At 38.2% G+C, this 13812-nt stretch carries 18 protein-coding genes; 2 read left to right on the plus strand and 16 right to left on the minus strand.

All coding sequences use genetic code 11. From position 1 onward, the window contains the following. Window position 1: 1 nt before the first annotated feature. The 15 genes from folD to ACFQRG_RS14930 form a co-directional block, all read right to left on the minus strand. On the minus strand, window positions 2–865 hold the full coding sequence (folD, locus tag ACFQRG_RS14860) for a bifunctional methylenetetrahydrofolate dehydrogenase/methenyltetrahydrofolate cyclohydrolase FolD (protein WP_380967366.1): 864 nt from the start codon (window positions 863–865) through the stop codon (window positions 2–4). 24 nt (window positions 866–889) lie between these two features. Then, window positions 890–1267 (minus strand): transcription antitermination factor NusB, encoded by a 378-nt coding sequence (nusB, locus tag ACFQRG_RS14865; protein ID WP_380967368.1) that lies wholly within the window; start codon window positions 1265–1267, stop codon window positions 890–892. Window positions 1268–1449: 182 nt separating this feature from the next. Then, complete coding sequence (locus ACFQRG_RS14870) at window positions 1450–1833, minus strand: Asp23/Gls24 family envelope stress response protein (RefSeq protein ID WP_380967487.1); 384 nt, start codon at window positions 1831–1833, stop codon at window positions 1450–1452. A 32-nt stretch (window positions 1834–1865) separates the two neighbouring features. Further along, window positions 1866–3218, minus strand: a complete 1353-nt coding sequence (accC, locus tag ACFQRG_RS14875; RefSeq protein WP_380967370.1) for an acetyl-CoA carboxylase biotin carboxylase subunit — start codon at window positions 3216–3218, stop codon at window positions 1866–1868. Between the two features lie 10 nt (window positions 3219–3228). Beyond that, window positions 3229–3729, minus strand: a complete 501-nt coding sequence (gene accB, locus ACFQRG_RS14880; RefSeq protein ID WP_380967372.1) for an acetyl-CoA carboxylase biotin carboxyl carrier protein — start codon at window positions 3727–3729, stop codon at window positions 3229–3231. A gap of 198 nt (window positions 3730–3927) precedes the next feature. Beyond that, a complete protein-coding gene (locus ACFQRG_RS14885) occupies window positions 3928–4461 on the minus strand; it encodes a SpoIIIAH-like family protein (protein ID WP_380967374.1) in 534 nt (177 codons plus the stop codon). Then, on the minus strand, window positions 4461–5153 hold the full coding sequence (gene spoIIIAG / locus ACFQRG_RS14890) for a stage III sporulation protein AG (protein WP_380967376.1): 693 nt from the start codon (window positions 5151–5153) through the stop codon (window positions 4461–4463). The genes ACFQRG_RS14885 and spoIIIAG overlap by 1 nt, the downstream gene beginning before the upstream one ends. 3 nt (window positions 5154–5156) lie before the next feature. Beyond that, window positions 5157–5813, minus strand: a complete 657-nt coding sequence (gene spoIIIAF, locus ACFQRG_RS14895; protein WP_380967378.1) for a stage III sporulation protein AF — start codon at window positions 5811–5813, stop codon at window positions 5157–5159. A 13-nt stretch (window positions 5814–5826) separates the two neighbouring features. Beyond that, on the minus strand, window positions 5827–7014 hold the full coding sequence (gene spoIIIAE, locus ACFQRG_RS14900) for a stage III sporulation protein AE (RefSeq protein ID WP_380967379.1): 1188 nt from the start codon (window positions 7012–7014) through the stop codon (window positions 5827–5829). A 79-nt stretch (window positions 7015–7093) separates the two neighbouring features. Next, entirely contained in the window at window positions 7094–7489 is a 396-nt protein-coding gene (spoIIIAD, locus tag ACFQRG_RS14905) for a stage III sporulation protein AD (protein ID WP_380967381.1), read from the minus strand. A gap of 38 nt (window positions 7490–7527) precedes the next feature. Then, window positions 7528–7731 (minus strand): stage III sporulation protein AC, encoded by a 204-nt coding sequence (gene spoIIIAC / locus ACFQRG_RS14910; RefSeq protein WP_205004217.1) that lies wholly within the window; start codon window positions 7729–7731, stop codon window positions 7528–7530. A 264-nt stretch (window positions 7732–7995) separates the two neighbouring features. Continuing rightward, window positions 7996–8511 (minus strand): stage III sporulation protein SpoIIIAB, encoded by a 516-nt coding sequence (spoIIIAB, locus tag ACFQRG_RS14915; RefSeq protein WP_380967383.1) that lies wholly within the window; start codon window positions 8509–8511, stop codon window positions 7996–7998. Beyond that, entirely contained in the window at window positions 8508–9449 is a 942-nt protein-coding gene (gene spoIIIAA / locus ACFQRG_RS14920) for a stage III sporulation protein AA (RefSeq protein WP_380967385.1), read from the minus strand. Before spoIIIAA ends, spoIIIAB begins: the two co-directional genes overlap by 4 nt. Window positions 9450–9842: 393 nt before the next feature. After that, on the minus strand, window positions 9843–10400 hold the full coding sequence (efp, locus tag ACFQRG_RS14925; RefSeq protein ID WP_380967387.1) for an elongation factor P: 558 nt from the start codon (window positions 10398–10400) through the stop codon (window positions 9843–9845). A gap of 355 nt (window positions 10401–10755) precedes the next feature. Then, window positions 10756–11262, minus strand: a complete 507-nt coding sequence (locus ACFQRG_RS14930) for a YqhR family membrane protein (RefSeq protein WP_380967389.1) — start codon at window positions 11260–11262, stop codon at window positions 10756–10758. Between the two features lie 188 nt (window positions 11263–11450). Here ACFQRG_RS14930 and ACFQRG_RS14935 point away from each other — a divergent pair, with 188 nt between their 5' ends. After that, entirely contained in the window at window positions 11451–12422 is a 972-nt protein-coding gene (locus tag ACFQRG_RS14935) for a DUF1385 domain-containing protein (protein WP_380967391.1), read from the plus strand. A gap of 45 nt (window positions 12423–12467) precedes the next feature. Then, window positions 12468–12869 (plus strand): SA1362 family protein, encoded by a 402-nt coding sequence (locus tag ACFQRG_RS14940; protein ID WP_380967393.1) that lies wholly within the window; start codon window positions 12468–12470, stop codon window positions 12867–12869. 49 nt (window positions 12870–12918) lie between these two features. Here the strand turns inward: ACFQRG_RS14940 and ACFQRG_RS14945 are convergent, their stop codons facing one another. Then, window positions 12919–13803: a patatin-like phospholipase family protein gene (locus ACFQRG_RS14945; RefSeq protein ID WP_380967395.1), complete on the minus strand. Its 885-nt coding sequence runs from the start codon at window positions 13801–13803 to the stop codon at window positions 12919–12921. Window positions 13804–13812 lie beyond the last annotated feature (9 nt).

Raw genomic sequence — 13812 nt, forward strand, 5'->3', positions numbered from 1 at the left:
TTTACTTTCCGCCCTTTTCTTTACGAAGCCTTGCCGCTTTGATGGTGTTGTGTAGCAGCATTGTACGAGTCATAGGACCAACACCGCCCGGTACAGGTGTAATATAACTTGCCTTTTCTTTCACTTCATCAAATGCGACATCACCGACTAATTTTCCTTCTTCATTGCGATTCATGCCGACATCTATAACAACTGCCCCGTCTTTTACATCTTCAGCGCCGATTAACTGTGCCTTTCCGACAGCTGCGACAAGAATGTCCGCCTGTTTTGTGTAATACCGTAAATCTTGCGTTTTTGAGTGGCAGTATGTAACTGTTGCGTTTTCATTTAGAAACAGCTGACCCGCCGGCTTTCCGACAATATTGCTGCGGCCGACAATGACAACGTGCTTACCGGATATTTCTATATTCATGCGTTTGACCATATCAATAATGCCAAATGGCGTACATGGCAAAAATGTATCCTGGCCTGTTAACATTTTCCCAAGGCTTATTGGATGAAAACCATCGACATCTTTTTCCGGGCTGATCGTTTCAATGACCTTTTGTTCAGAAATATGATCCGGCAGCGGCAGCTGAACAAGGATACCATCAATATGATCATCTTGATTGCATTTTTCAATTTCATTTAAAAGCTCTTCTTCAGAAATTGATGTTGGATACTGTTTTAACTCGGAATGGATACCAACTTCTTTACAGTCTTTGATCTTGCCTTTAACGTACGATTGTGACGCTGGATTTTCGCCGACTAGCAAGACAGCAAGTCCCGGGAGAATATCTTTATTTTTCAATTCCTCAACAACTTGTCTCATATCTTGTCGTTTGTTTTTTGCAATTTCGTTACCATTAATTAATTGTGCTGTCATGTGGCCTCGCTCCCTTTGTCTATATTAATTTACAACCTTTCCAAGAACGCCATTAACAAACTTTCTGGTCTTCTCATCACCAAATGTTTTTGATAATTCTATCGCTTCGTTAAGCGTAACATTGGAAGGAATATCTTCAAAGTAATTTAATTCGCAAACAGCTAACCTTAAAATTGTTTTATCAATATTACCAATTCGATCAAATTGCCAGTTAATTAAATGGCTTTTGATCACTTCATCTATATCATTTAAGTGACTAACCGTTTCTTGCACCAACTGCATTAAAAACGGATCAGCTTCCTTATTAGTAACATTTCCAATGGCCTCTTCCGGATCTGTTTGGCCAACAGTAATTTGGAACAAAGCTTGGACAGCTTTTTCCCTTGCTTGTCTACGATTCATGACTTAACTCCTCTATTATAATTTCTTACAACTTAAAAGGCTTGCGCCGTGTTTCATTTTAAAATTTCTATACTATAAAGAAGTATAACACTCAACTTTAGTTATACACCACTTCATCATAAAATTTTCCCTATATAAATAAAATCAAAGGGAGAAAATCCCTTTGATTTTATTAAAATGCCTTATTCTTCAAAAGCCTTTTTGTCAAGGTGATCGATATGAACGCCAACAACATGAATGTTAATTGCTTTAACATCTAATGCAGTCATTGTCTTCAAAGTTTGTAAAATATTTTCTTGAACTTGCTGTCCTACTTCGGGAATAGATACACCGAAATTCATATGCAGCTGCACGTCAATTAAGATCCCCTCATCAGTCAAGTCGACTTTTACACCTTTGCCATAATTTCTTCTGCCAATTTTTTCAGCAACGCCTGTGGCGAATCCGCCATGCATTGCGGCAACACCTTCCACTTCAGTAGCGGCAAGACTCGCAATAATTTCAATGACTTCAGGTGATATTTCGACTTTCCCAAGATCGGATTGGGTTTCTTCCATTTCAAACATTCGATTCTCTTCCAACCCTGTCCACCTCCAAATTAGTCCTGATCCATCAACGGATAGTTTTCTAAAAACTTCGTATTAAAATCACCGCCGACAAAGACGGGATGATTCAATAACCTAAGATGAAAAGGAATTGTTGTATGAATACCCTCAATAACAAATTCCCCCAAGGCACGCCTCATCTTATCAATGGCTTCTTTTCTCGTTTTGCCATGTGTAATAACCTTCGCAACCATTGAGTCATAATATGGGGGGATCATATAACCCGGGTATACAGCGGAATCTATTCTTACCCCTGGACCACCCGGTGTTAAGTACATTCCGACTTTACCTGGTGACGGCATGAAATTTTTAAACGGGTTCTCTGCATTTATCCGGCATTCTATTGCCCATCCTTTGAATTGAACATCTTCCTGTTTGATTTTCAATTTATTTCCGGAAGCAACACAGATTTGTTCCTTGATCAGATCTATGCCTGTAACATATTCAGTGACAGGATGTTCCACCTGAATACGGGTATTCATTTCCATAAAGTAAAAATTACCGTCAGCATCGTAAATAAACTCTACGGTACCGGCACCTGAATAATTAACAGCTTTTGCCGCTTTAACAGCAGCTTCACCCATTTCTTGACGTTTTTCTTCACTCAATGCAGGAGACGGTGATTCTTCTACAAGCTTCTGCAGTCTTCTTTGAATAGAGCAATCCCTTTCTCCAAGGTGAATCACATTGCCATAGTTATCTGCCAAAACCTGAATTTCAACATGACGGAAATCTTCAATATATTTTTCAATATATACACCCGGGTTACCGAAAGCTGTTTCAGCTTCCTGTTGAGTAATGGCCACGCCTTTCTTAAGTTCCGCCTCATTGCGGGCCACCCGGATTCCCTTTCCGCCGCCGCCGGCTGTCGCTTTGATAATGACGGGATAATTGATTTCTTCAGCAACTTTAATCGCTTCATCAATCGATTCAATAACACCCTCTGATCCCGGGACAGTAGGAACACCTGCTTCTTTCATTGTGCTCCGGGCAATATCTTTAATTCCCATTTTACTAATGGCTTTTGGGCTTGGGCCAACAAATGTAATGTTACATTCTCCGCATATTTCAGCAAAGTCGGCATTCTCAGCCAAAAAACCGTAGCCGGGATGAATGGCGTCGACACCCGTCGAGGTTGCGACACTCATTATATTTGTATAGTTAAGGTAACTTTCCTTAGATGATGTCGGTCCGATACAATAAGCTTCGTCAGCCAATTGGACATGAAGCGCTTCTTTATCCGCCTGCGAGTAAACAGCCACAGTTTCGATATCCAGTTCTTTACAGGCGCGAATAATTCTAACAGCAATTTCTCCCCTATTGGCCACAAGTAATTTTTTTATCATATTGATCCCCTTACTCCGGCTTTACTAAAAAAAGTGGCTGTCCAAATTCAACAAGCTGTCCGTCTTCAACCAGGACTTCTACAATTTCACCTTTTACATCCGCTTCAATTTCATTAAACAATTTCATTGCTTCTACAATACAAACAACAGAGTTTTTATCAACCTTTGTTCCTGCTTTTACGAATGGTTCTGAATCAGGATTTGATTTAGCATAGAAAGTCCCAACCATTGGCGACTCAATTTTATGTAATTCACTGTCAGCCGAAACATTGGCACTCTCTTCTTTAACGGCCGTTTCTTTAGTTTCCGGCTTTTGTGCAGGAGTTTGAGCGGCTTGAACAGATGCTTGTACAGGCTGTACAGTCTGTAATGCCGGTGCTGCTTGAACAAATTCTGTTTTAGCTGCTTTTTTTATGGTTATTTTTGATCCATCATTTTCATATTCAAATTCATCGATTGTTGAATCATCGATTAATTTTATTAGTTCTCTTATTTCTTGTACTTTTAACAAGAGCTAGCACTCCTTTATAACAAAGCAAATATTTTTACCATAATTATAGCATACCTTTTTTTAAAATGTGAATCAGTCCATCACAGACCATTTTTCAGGAAGTTATCCACAGTTCACGGGGTCAGACCCCAAAAAGGGAAGTTATCCACAACCCAAACAAAAAAATAAGCTGTTGTCTGTACAACAGCCCTTTCCATCTTATTTAGATGTTTCATATTTCACACTGACAAGCTTATCATCACCTAAATATTCATGGGTCATATTAACAATTTGAGTTGCTTGTTTGCTTGACATGTTGTTTGAGGCGACATAGACATTAACATCATTCCCGCTAGTATCTACAACTGCGTCTGAATAGCCTTTTGATTTAATCATATCTTCAAGCAGCTTTTCACTATTTGACAGCGTATTTAACGCTTCAAGCTTATCATAGGCCTTACTGCTTTTGGCAGTGCTTTTACTTGATGAAATGGCGTCTTGATATTGTTCAGCCAATTTCTTTCTGTCGTCAGCTTTTTTCAAACGAATTTCTGCAAGCTTATCACTTGATACTGTCGTTGAAACAGCAACGCTATCTTTTCCTTTATTTGCTTGTTCTTTTGATTGCTTATGATCGGTGGCTGCCATTTTGTCACCGGGCGCTTGTCCCGGAGAAGTCATATAATAGACTGATAGTACGATGATAAGGCTTAACATTGTTAAAAGCCATACGGTCTGCTTTTTTAATAACATTAGTAATCCCCCTTAGATTTTCTTGGTAATACTTGGACTTTATAATCAGGTATATCAAGAACCGTGCTGACAGCCTCCATTATCCAAGCTTTGACTGTTGGGCTTTCAGCTCCCTGGGCAACAACGAGAACGCCGCGTATTTCAGGTTTTTGCTTTCCGATGATCACCGGCTTTTTTTCTTGGCCGTTATCAACAGTCACGACTTCACCATCTTCGTTCGTTTCGTTAACTTCTCTTTTTCCCCCATTGCTGTCGGTTTCTTTAGTACGGCTGGTTTGTTTTTTTTCATTTTCCTGATAAATGTTTTTCTCTGAAGATGCTAATGTAACCATGACAGACACATCGGAAACGCCATTGATTTGTTCTAAAATACTTCTTAGATTATCAGAATAATATTTTTCATACTCACCCATAGAAGAGAAATGTTTATTCTTGTCCAGATTGGAATTGATGGCTGATAGTTTTTGGGATTTAGATTGGTTGCTGAACACTTGAGTTGAAGATGCATCTTTCTCTGAATTATGTTTTGCTGTAAAGTGACTCACAAGCATTAGCGCAACCCCGCATAACATCAATAAAGCTAAAGTGCGGATAGGCGACTTTTTCTTTTTTGGTTTATCTTGATGATCTTTATTCTTGTCTTGGAAAAATGCCGCTTTTAAATTTTCTAACAGCCGGTTTAAAAAATTCATTATTTAGCCATCGCCTCCTTCCATATGGACCGTAATCTTGCTTGGGTCTAAATCCCATTCCTTAGCAAGGAATGCTGAAACCTTTTTTATTTTTTGATTTTCCTTGGTGTTTATTTTGGGATGTTCCCGTTGATTCTGATCAACATTGATGTTAACTTCTTGCACGGGCTTGATCTGATTTTTATTGTCTTGATTCTTTTGTTGTTTATTTGCTTGTCCCACCACTACATCAACATGCTTAATTGGAATCTTGTTTTGATTTTGATTTAAATCCTTACTCGCTTCCAGTTTTAAATTTAAGTCTCTTATTGCTAAACCATAGCGGTCGACCAATGCCTCCTTTACATAGTTTTTCATTTGGACAGCCACTTGTTTATGAATATATGCATCTTGCGTCTGTTCTATTTCACTTTTCTTCACTTTTATTGAATTTTTTAAGGGGTCCTCCCGATGACCAACTTGACTGACATTTGTAATGATTTGATCTACATTAACATTTAATAGCTTCATAATCGGGTTTAACAAAGCAATGATAATAATTAATCCGACCACCATCTTGACATACTTTTGAAAGCTGTCGTTCGGTAATAGTAATTCTAAGATGATAGCAAACAGGATGATTAATATAATCTGCGTCATCCAATTAGAAATAAACGACACTTAAAATTCCTCCTCATCGAACCATCAGTGATAGATTACCTGAGGCTATGATGATGGTAACTGCTAAGAAGAACATTAAAGAGACCATGACCAGTGAAGCAAAGACATAAATCATGCTTTTCCCCATAATTGATAGACTTTCTATGACCGGTCCTCCCCCTAACGGCTGCAGAATGGCCGCTGCCAAATTGTAAATGAGTGCAATGGTAAAGACTTTTATCAGCGGTAAAGCGATGAGACACACAAGAATAAATAAACCTGCCAAACCTACTGTATTTTTCAAAAGTACTGAGGCGCTGACAATTGTATCTGTTGCATCTGTAAACATTCTGCCGACAACGGGAACAAAATTACCGGTCAGAAATTTTGCTGTTTTAATAAGGACACCGTCGGCAATCGCTGTTGCCGATCCTTGAACTGACATGACTCCTAAAAAAACTGCGAAAAATACCGCTAATGTACCGACAGCTATATTCCTTAAAAGCGAACCGAGCTTGGTCACTTTATAGTGATCGGAGAGCGTGCTGACAATTTGCAATAACGTTGATAAAAAGATAAGCGGTAAAACGAATTTTCCGACTATCCAACCGCTGATATTAATCAGCAACATAATAATCGGGTGAAAAAAGGCAGCAGATGTTATGCCCCCCACCGATGTCATTAAAGCCAATATCAGCGGCATTAACGCCAACAAAAAGTGACTCATCGTGCTGATTGCGTCGGTCGTATACGAGATGGCAACTTTGAAACTATTCAAAATAAAAATCATTAAAACTAAATAAACAATGGCATAAGCGACTTTTGATACTGCCCGATGCTCAAAAGCGTTTTGAATCGTTTGCAAAATCATCGAAAATACTGTTAATAGAATTAACATCCCTAATAATTTGCCATTGGCAAGCAATTCTTGGAATAGAAATTTCAATGAAGCCTTGAGCCAGCCTTGGAACAGGTCGCTTTTATCCGATTTTAGAAAGCTTTGAAAGTCCATCTTTTGGCTTTCCGGCAGAAATCCATGATACTCTGTAATCACTTTATCCCAGTATTCCTGAATATCTTTTGTATTTAACTCCGAAAGCTGGTTATTCATCCATTCTTCTTGTGAAGTTTGTCCATGCGCCAAATGGGGATAAAAATATAAAAAAAAGATCATCATGAGTACAAATAATACAAAAACTTTTAAAGGTTTTTGATTAAACATTTTTACGAATTCTGATTCGCCCAATTGTCTTCGGCTTAGGATGTTACCACCTCCTTTACAGAAAGAGAAGCTTCGCTCGTCAATGCGGAATTAACCCAATGACTGTTTTAATGATGGCTGTCATAATCGGTATAGCCATAACAAGAATGAGTATTTTTCCGGCAAGTTCGATTTTCGATGCTAAGCTGCCTTGACCCGCATCTTTCGTAATCTGCATACCAAATTCCGCAATATAGGCAATGCCGATAATTTTTAAGATGGTCTCAACGTATACAGGATTAAGATGGGCATTAGCAGCAATTTTTTCTAACATATTAATAACTTCACGAATTTGGTCAATTAAAAACAAGAAAATAAAGGCGCCGACAAATACAGTCAATAAAAATGCAAAAACAGGTTTTTGCTCTTTAAGAACTAAAACAAGGAAAGTTGCAACTAAACCAAGGCCGACAATTTGTAAGATACCAATCGACATCACCTCCCAAAGGCGGAGCTTTTTCTAAAGACTATTTGTCATTTAAACAAGAAAACGCTCTTAATTTTGTCAAAAAGATCGCTAATAATTGATGCAACCATATAAAGAACAACAACAAACCCTATTAAAGTCACCCATTGGGACCAATCATCCTTCCCCATTTGCTTTAATACCGTTTGAATCATGGCAACAATGATTCCGATACCAGCAATTTGAAAAATGGTATTTACATCAAATGACATGGACCTTCCTCCCTTTAGAGGTTAAACACATTTATCCCGGTGCAACCGTCCGTAAGACTCCCGCCACAAAACTTTAGTTTAAACATTGAAGCTTGGGCGGGAGATAACGGAGTGCTCCTGCGCGACGAATCTTCGAAGAAGTTGAACAAAGCTCGTCGCAAATTGCACAGAGGCAATTCATTTAGTTGCTTCGCTAACACCCCGATTTGTTCAACTAACCATCAGTAGGGGATGAACAAAACCCCCACTGATGGAAGTTTCACTTTATAACAACAGCAAAACAATGAGCAGCCCGGCAAGCAGTCCTAAACTTTTGGACATTTTTTCGTATTTACCTTGAGCTTGACGCGCTTCGTTTTCCTCTCTTTCTAAATGAGCTAAAGCGAGCCTGATTTGTTTTCTTTCATTTTCACTGTCATGCTTGCCTAAAGTTGCGCCAAATTGATACATGATTTCCTTTTCACTTTTTTGCAGAGCAGTTTGCTCCCAGAAAGATTCTAATGTCTCTTCCCATGCGGATTGTAAAGTTACTGCCTCTTCAGAAAGTTTTGCTTCCAATTGCTTAAAAAACAAAGAAAGAGGCTTAGGGAGCTGAGTTGATAAATGACTTGCAGCTTCTCTGACAGGCGTTAATCCATACATGATTTCGGCCTCTAAAGATTGCAGTGCGGACCTTAATTGCCTAAGTTGCCTCGGCCGTTCGCTGAATCGTCTTGAAACAAGCATGCCTATCCCGGTTGTTGACGTTATAATAATGACAGCGCCGATGATTTTTATCATGATGTTGCCTCACCGATCAAGCGTATTGGCTTTCCATCTTCATTCAATACACGGCGGATTCGCCCAGCTCTCTGATCACGGGTTAATTCAACAAACCTTTCAAAAATAGAGCACTGCAATAACGGCTTTAATGTCGGGCGTTTTACTAAATGATCCAAACCGCTGCCATGTACAGTCGCAATGACGCTGACCCCCGCATTCAAAGCTTCTTGAAGAGCATCGGCGTCTTCCTTTCTTCCAATTTCGTCAACAATTAAGACATCCGGGCTCATGGAACGAATCATCATCATCATCCCTTCCGCTTTTGGACAAGCATCTAAAATATCCACCCGATGCCCCAATTCATTTTGCGGAATGCCTTTGACACATCCGGCAATTTCCGACCGTTCATCAACTATACCTGCTTTTTGTGATAGAATACGTCTGTTAGAAACACCCTGGCTGATTATTCTTGCCAAATCTCTTAACATTGTTGTTTTTCCAGTTTGAGGTGATCCGATGATAAGTGTACTTAGCCAGCGTCCATGCTTATATAAATAAGGAATAAGCGGTATCGCAGCACCTATTTGTTGATGAGCAATTCTAATGTTAAAAGAGCTGATATCTCTAATCATTTTGACTTGGCCCTTTTGAGTGATTACCCTTCCGGCCAAGCCGACCCGGTGGCCGCCTTTAATTGTGACATAGCCTCTTCGGAGTTCTTCCTCTAATGTGTATAGAGAAAATTCACTTAAACGATTCATCAGCTCCCCGGCTTCCTGAACGGTAAAAGTAACTTCTTTTTGATTTTTTAACGGATAGGGCCTGCCTTGGATTAATATTTCAATCGGTTGTTGAACACGAAGTCTGATTTCTTCTATAAGAGCTCTTTTATCTTCCGGTATTTTCTGAATATATTCCTTAACAGATTGCGGCAGCAGACGAATGATTTCGTTCATATTTATCATCCTTTTAAAGATCGTTCAAAAAACTTTGAAGTATTTGTCCTCTTTTTTCTTATAATGTGAAACTTCTATCAGCGGGGGATTTGTTCATCCCCCACTGATGGTTAGTTGAACAAATCGGGGTGTTAGCGTCCGTTATCCCCCGCCTAAACTTCAGCGCTTAAACTCAAGTTTTGAGGCGGGAGTTTTACGGACGGTTACACCGGGATCAATTTAATAGAAGGCTTAATTATTGCTTAACACCAATATATGCATGCTTGTACGCTTTATGCGATTTAAAAAAGGAATGTCCTATTAATTCAGCAAAATCCAGTATATGAAGAAAACCAGAACATAAAAAAAAGACCGTCTGTAAATGTCAGACAGTCTCTTAAAATAAATTTATAGTTATGCACGGGAAACATAATCACCAGAACGTGTGTCAATAACTAGTTTGTCGCCTACATTAATAAAGAATGGGACGTTGACAACATAGCCGGTCTCAAGAGTCGCAGGCTTTGATCCGCCTGAAGCAGTATCGCCTTTAATGCCCGGTTCAGTTTCAGTTACTTCCAGTTCAACAGTGTTTGGCAGCTCAATGCCGATCGTTTCGCCTTCATATGTTTGAATATTAACTTCCATGTTTTCTTTCAAAAATTGCAGTTCATCTTTAATTTGATCACTATTTAATTCAATTTGTTCATAGCTTTCTAAATCCATAAAGGCATGAGCAGAACCGTTAGCATATAAATATTGCATCTTACGGTTTTCAATATGGGCTTTACTTACTTTTTCACCCGCACGGAAAGTCTTTTCCTGGATGGCCCCAGTTCTTAAATTACGTAGTTTTGACCTTACAAAAGCAGCTCCTTTTCCCGGCTTAACATGCTGGAATTCTATAACAGACCAAATCCCGCCGTCCACTTCTATTGTTAGCCCTGTACGAAAATCATTTACCGATATCATCTATTTTTCCTCCTCTAAACTTTCTCGGAACTTATTTACATGAAACAAAAACATTTTATAGGCTATGTACTTAGTTCCTGTCACATTCAAATTGTAGGTTCTCCCTAAAATATTTTAACTGTTGAATGGCAATGTGGCAATTAAAATTGACCCTCACTATAAATTTTTATATTTAACAGCCTTATTTTAAAGCTTTTTTGTAAATATAATGGTATTAATCTCCTTGTATGGGTCTGATCTTTTTTTAAAATGACAGGATAACATTAATTTTTATTAAATTTTTGAAGGTTTACGCCAAAGAATGTAGAAAATTAAAAATAGAATATTATGAAAAAGACCTTTCATAATGTTATTTTTAATTATTTTTTGAGGCGGATTCTTCATTGGCTAAGCTTTCGAGATCAAAAGAAATGGAGTAGCCAACAAATAAACCGTAAAGGGCATATAAGCACAAAGTTGTTGAAATTGTATTTTTTCCTAACTTGCTTACCGGGTCTAATCCAGGTATCCATGGCTGTAAAACATAAAAAATAATGACCCAAAGAATTAATCCAAATATGATACCGACCCACATGGATTTTATTTTTCCTAAAGCATACTTATATAAAAGCGCTATAAGAATAGAAATAATACAAATGATAAATATGCCTAAAAATTGCCCGCCGACCTTATTTTTCCATTTCCCGATTGCAAACGGCGCTAAGATTAGTGAAGGTCCTACTTTAGAAAAATTAATAAGATAAGCTAAGTAACCAATTAAACTCCAAATCAAACCGCCAAAAAATCCTATCAATGCTGCACGGCCGTTTGATGTCATTTTTTTTTCTTGTTTATTTTGTTCAAGTTTTGAAGATCCACTCATGCTGATTACCTCCAATCCATTATTCTTAAGGTAGTATATCCAAAAGTAATAAAAAGATAATGGGTTTAGGTGTATAAATTTATTCTGTCGGGTAAAAATATTATCGAAAAAGAACAACAGCCTAGAGCTTTTTTATTATTTCTAGTAAAATGGAAATAATAAATTGAAGTCATTAGGTTGGTGATTCCATGGATAAAAAGCAGCCTGCTTACGGCGGGCAAGCGGTTATTGAAGGCGTTATGATGGGAGGAAAATATACGACGGTAACAGCTGTCCGTCTTAAGGACCATTCAATTGATTATTATGAATGTCCGAAACAATCCTTTCCTGTTGTAAACATACTTAAAAAGATTCCTTTTTTAAGAGGGATAGTTGCTATCCTGGAATCAAGCGCCTTAGGAACAAAACATTTAAATTTTGCCTCTGAAGTATACGATGTCGACCCGGAACATCTGCCGGATAAAAATAAAGAGAAGCCAAAAGAGAAAACGAATATCGGATTAGTTATTGGAATCGCTATTCTGGGCATTCTTTCCTTTATATTTGCAAAATTTGTTTTCACTTTAGTTCCCGCAGTCATAGCGGATTTATTTAGACCGATTGCTATATTCAGAGGACAAACATCACAGATTTTATTAGAAGGCTTTTTTAAAATCGTCTTATTGTTAGGATACATTTATTTTGTATCATTAACACCGTTAATGAAGCGCGTATTCCAGTACCATGGTGCCGAACATAAAGTTATTAATACATTTGAGCAGCATGTGTCTCTGACAGTCAGTAATGTAAAAAAACATTCACGCCTTCATTACCGCTGCGGAAGCAGTTATATTCTTTTCACTGCGATTATTAGTATTGTCCTTTACTTTTTTGTACCAACTGATCCGCTCTGGCTGCGGCTCATTTATCGAATTTTATTGATTCCAGTGGATTTAGGGATTGCTTATGAAGTTCTCCGTTTTACAAATAAACTTCGCCATGTCCCTGTTTTAAAATGGTTAGGTTATCCCGGTTTATGGCTGCAGCTTCTAACAACTAAAGAACCTGACAGTGAACAAATTGAGGTCGCGATTTGCGCTTTTGAAGAGATGAGAAAGCGGGAAGCTGCCTTTCAAGAAAATTTGCTGATTGGTAAACCATTAGAAAAGACAGAGATGTAATACACCCGTTATTTTTCTGTTTAAAATTCAAGGAGGTGAGTGGTGGTGAAAGCGTCTGTGTATAACCTCATTTTCTATCTTATTATTGCTTTGAGCTTTGTTGGATTAGTATCGTTTATGGTGACTAATCCCGTATCTCTCATCATTCAAATAGCAATAGGTGGACTTGTGATTGGGTTAGGGGTTTTACTATATAAACGCTTCATCAACCATCAATCAAATAAAGGCAACGAATCAGCGGCCTACAGAAGAGCAGTCAGGCAATCAAAAAGGCGATTTAAATTGGGTTCCAAGTCCCGCGCTGCCCGAAGCTCCCACCTTAAAGTGATACGATCAAAGCAACAAAAAAGACAATCCTCAATAACCAAATTAAAACGTAAAAATCATGGACATCTAACAGTGATCGACGGTAAAAAAAATAAAAAGAAAAAACGTATGCTTTTCTAGATAAAAAAGTTTACAAAAAACGGCTTGGATTCTTCTCCAAACCGTTTTTTTAATACGTCCATTTTTTCAGAAAACGTTGTGCCCGTTTCCTCCCGATTTCAACAAGCTCATCGCGGTCTTCTTTTGAAAGTTTAAAATCAGCAGTCTGTACCTTGTCTACCGGAATAAATATAATATTTGAAGCGGCATATTTCGATATATATTTTGCATCATGCGCTTCTTTCATCGTCAAAAATAACCTGTGAAAGAGATCGACTGCGTTTTTAATCTTTTTTGCTGCAAACATTTCGGATTGACCGCTTAATTGAAACCCCAAAAAAGGTCTTACAGGAAGATTATTTTGTGTATCAAAAACGAACAACGGAAAGTTGCTCAACACACCGCCGTCAACAATAATACATTTTTCACCTTTTTGATTATAAAGAGTGACAGGTTCATAGAAGAACGGTAAACTGCAGCTCATTCGTACTGCTCTTGCTACAGAAAATTTCTCAGGGTCAATACCATAATGAACTAAGTCATCAGGAATGACGACCAATGATCCCCGGGATAAATCTGAAACTATAATTTTAAGTGTGTCAGGCCCTAAGTCATAAAAAGATTCCACCCCTTTATTATGAAGAAGATCCTTCATCCATTTTTCTAAAACATTTCCTTTATACAGCCCCATTTTCCAGTACAGTGTTAACCATTTAAAAAAAGGAAAGCGAAAAAAAGATTTTTTGTCCATAAAAATGTCGGGATGCATGTTTTCCATATGATAGCGAATTTCTTTACTCGTATAACCTGCTGCTAACAATGCCGCAATAATCGAGCCAGCACTTGTTCCTGCTAGGCGCCGAAAACGAAATCCCGCTTGTTCTATCACTTCTAAAGCACCTACAAATGCAAACCCTTTTACTCCGCCGCCTGAAAAAACGCCATCAATCCACAAAATTGCCCC

The organism is Scopulibacillus cellulosilyticus, assembly GCF_042665295.1.
Classification (GTDB): Bacteria; Bacillota; Bacilli; order Bacillales; family Sporolactobacillaceae; genus Scopulibacillus_A; species Scopulibacillus_A cellulosilyticus.

Bases quoted from the DNA above. Each gene is read 5' to 3' on its own strand.
- folD (WP_380967366.1), bottom strand. From the start codon at position 865: ATGACAGCACAATTAATTAATGGTAACGAAATTGCAAAAAACAAACGA.
- nusB (WP_380967368.1), bottom strand. From the start codon at position 1,267: ATGAATCGTAGACAAGCAAGGGAAAAAGCTGTCCAAGCTTTGTTCCAA.
- ACFQRG_RS14870 (WP_380967487.1), bottom strand. From the start codon at position 1,833: ATGTTTGAAATGGAAGAAACCCAATCCGATCTTGGGAAAGTCGAAATA.
- accC (WP_380967370.1), bottom strand. From the start codon at position 3,218: ATGATAAAAAAATTACTTGTGGCCAATAGGGGAGAAATTGCTGTTAGA.
- ACFQRG_RS14885 (WP_380967374.1), bottom strand. From the start codon at position 4,461: ATGTTATTAAAAAAGCAGACCGTATGGCTTTTAACAATGTTAAGCCTT.
- spoIIIAG (WP_380967376.1), bottom strand. From the start codon at position 5,153: ATGAATTTTTTAAACCGGCTGTTAGAAAATTTAAAAGCGGCATTTTTC.
- spoIIIAE (WP_380967379.1), bottom strand. From the start codon at position 7,014: ATGTTTAATCAAAAACCTTTAAAAGTTTTTGTATTATTTGTACTCATG.
- spoIIIAD (WP_380967381.1), bottom strand. From the start codon at position 7,489: ATGTCGATTGGTATCTTACAAATTGTCGGCCTTGGTTTAGTTGCAACT.
- spoIIIAC (WP_205004217.1), bottom strand. From the start codon at position 7,731: ATGTCATTTGATGTAAATACCATTTTTCAAATTGCTGGTATCGGAATC.
- spoIIIAB (WP_380967383.1), bottom strand. From the start codon at position 8,511: ATGATAAAAATCATCGGCGCTGTCATTATTATAACGTCAACAACCGGG.
- spoIIIAA (WP_380967385.1), bottom strand. From the start codon at position 9,449: ATGAACGAAATCATTCGTCTGCTGCCGCAATCTGTTAAGGAATATATT.
- efp (WP_380967387.1), bottom strand. From the start codon at position 10,400: ATGATATCGGTAAATGATTTTCGTACAGGGCTAACAATAGAAGTGGAC.
- ACFQRG_RS14930 (WP_380967389.1), bottom strand. From the start codon at position 11,262: ATGAGTGGATCTTCAAAACTTGAACAAAATAAACAAGAAAAAAAAATG.
- ACFQRG_RS14935 (WP_380967391.1), top strand. From the start codon at position 11,451: ATGGATAAAAAGCAGCCTGCTTACGGCGGGCAAGCGGTTATTGAAGGC.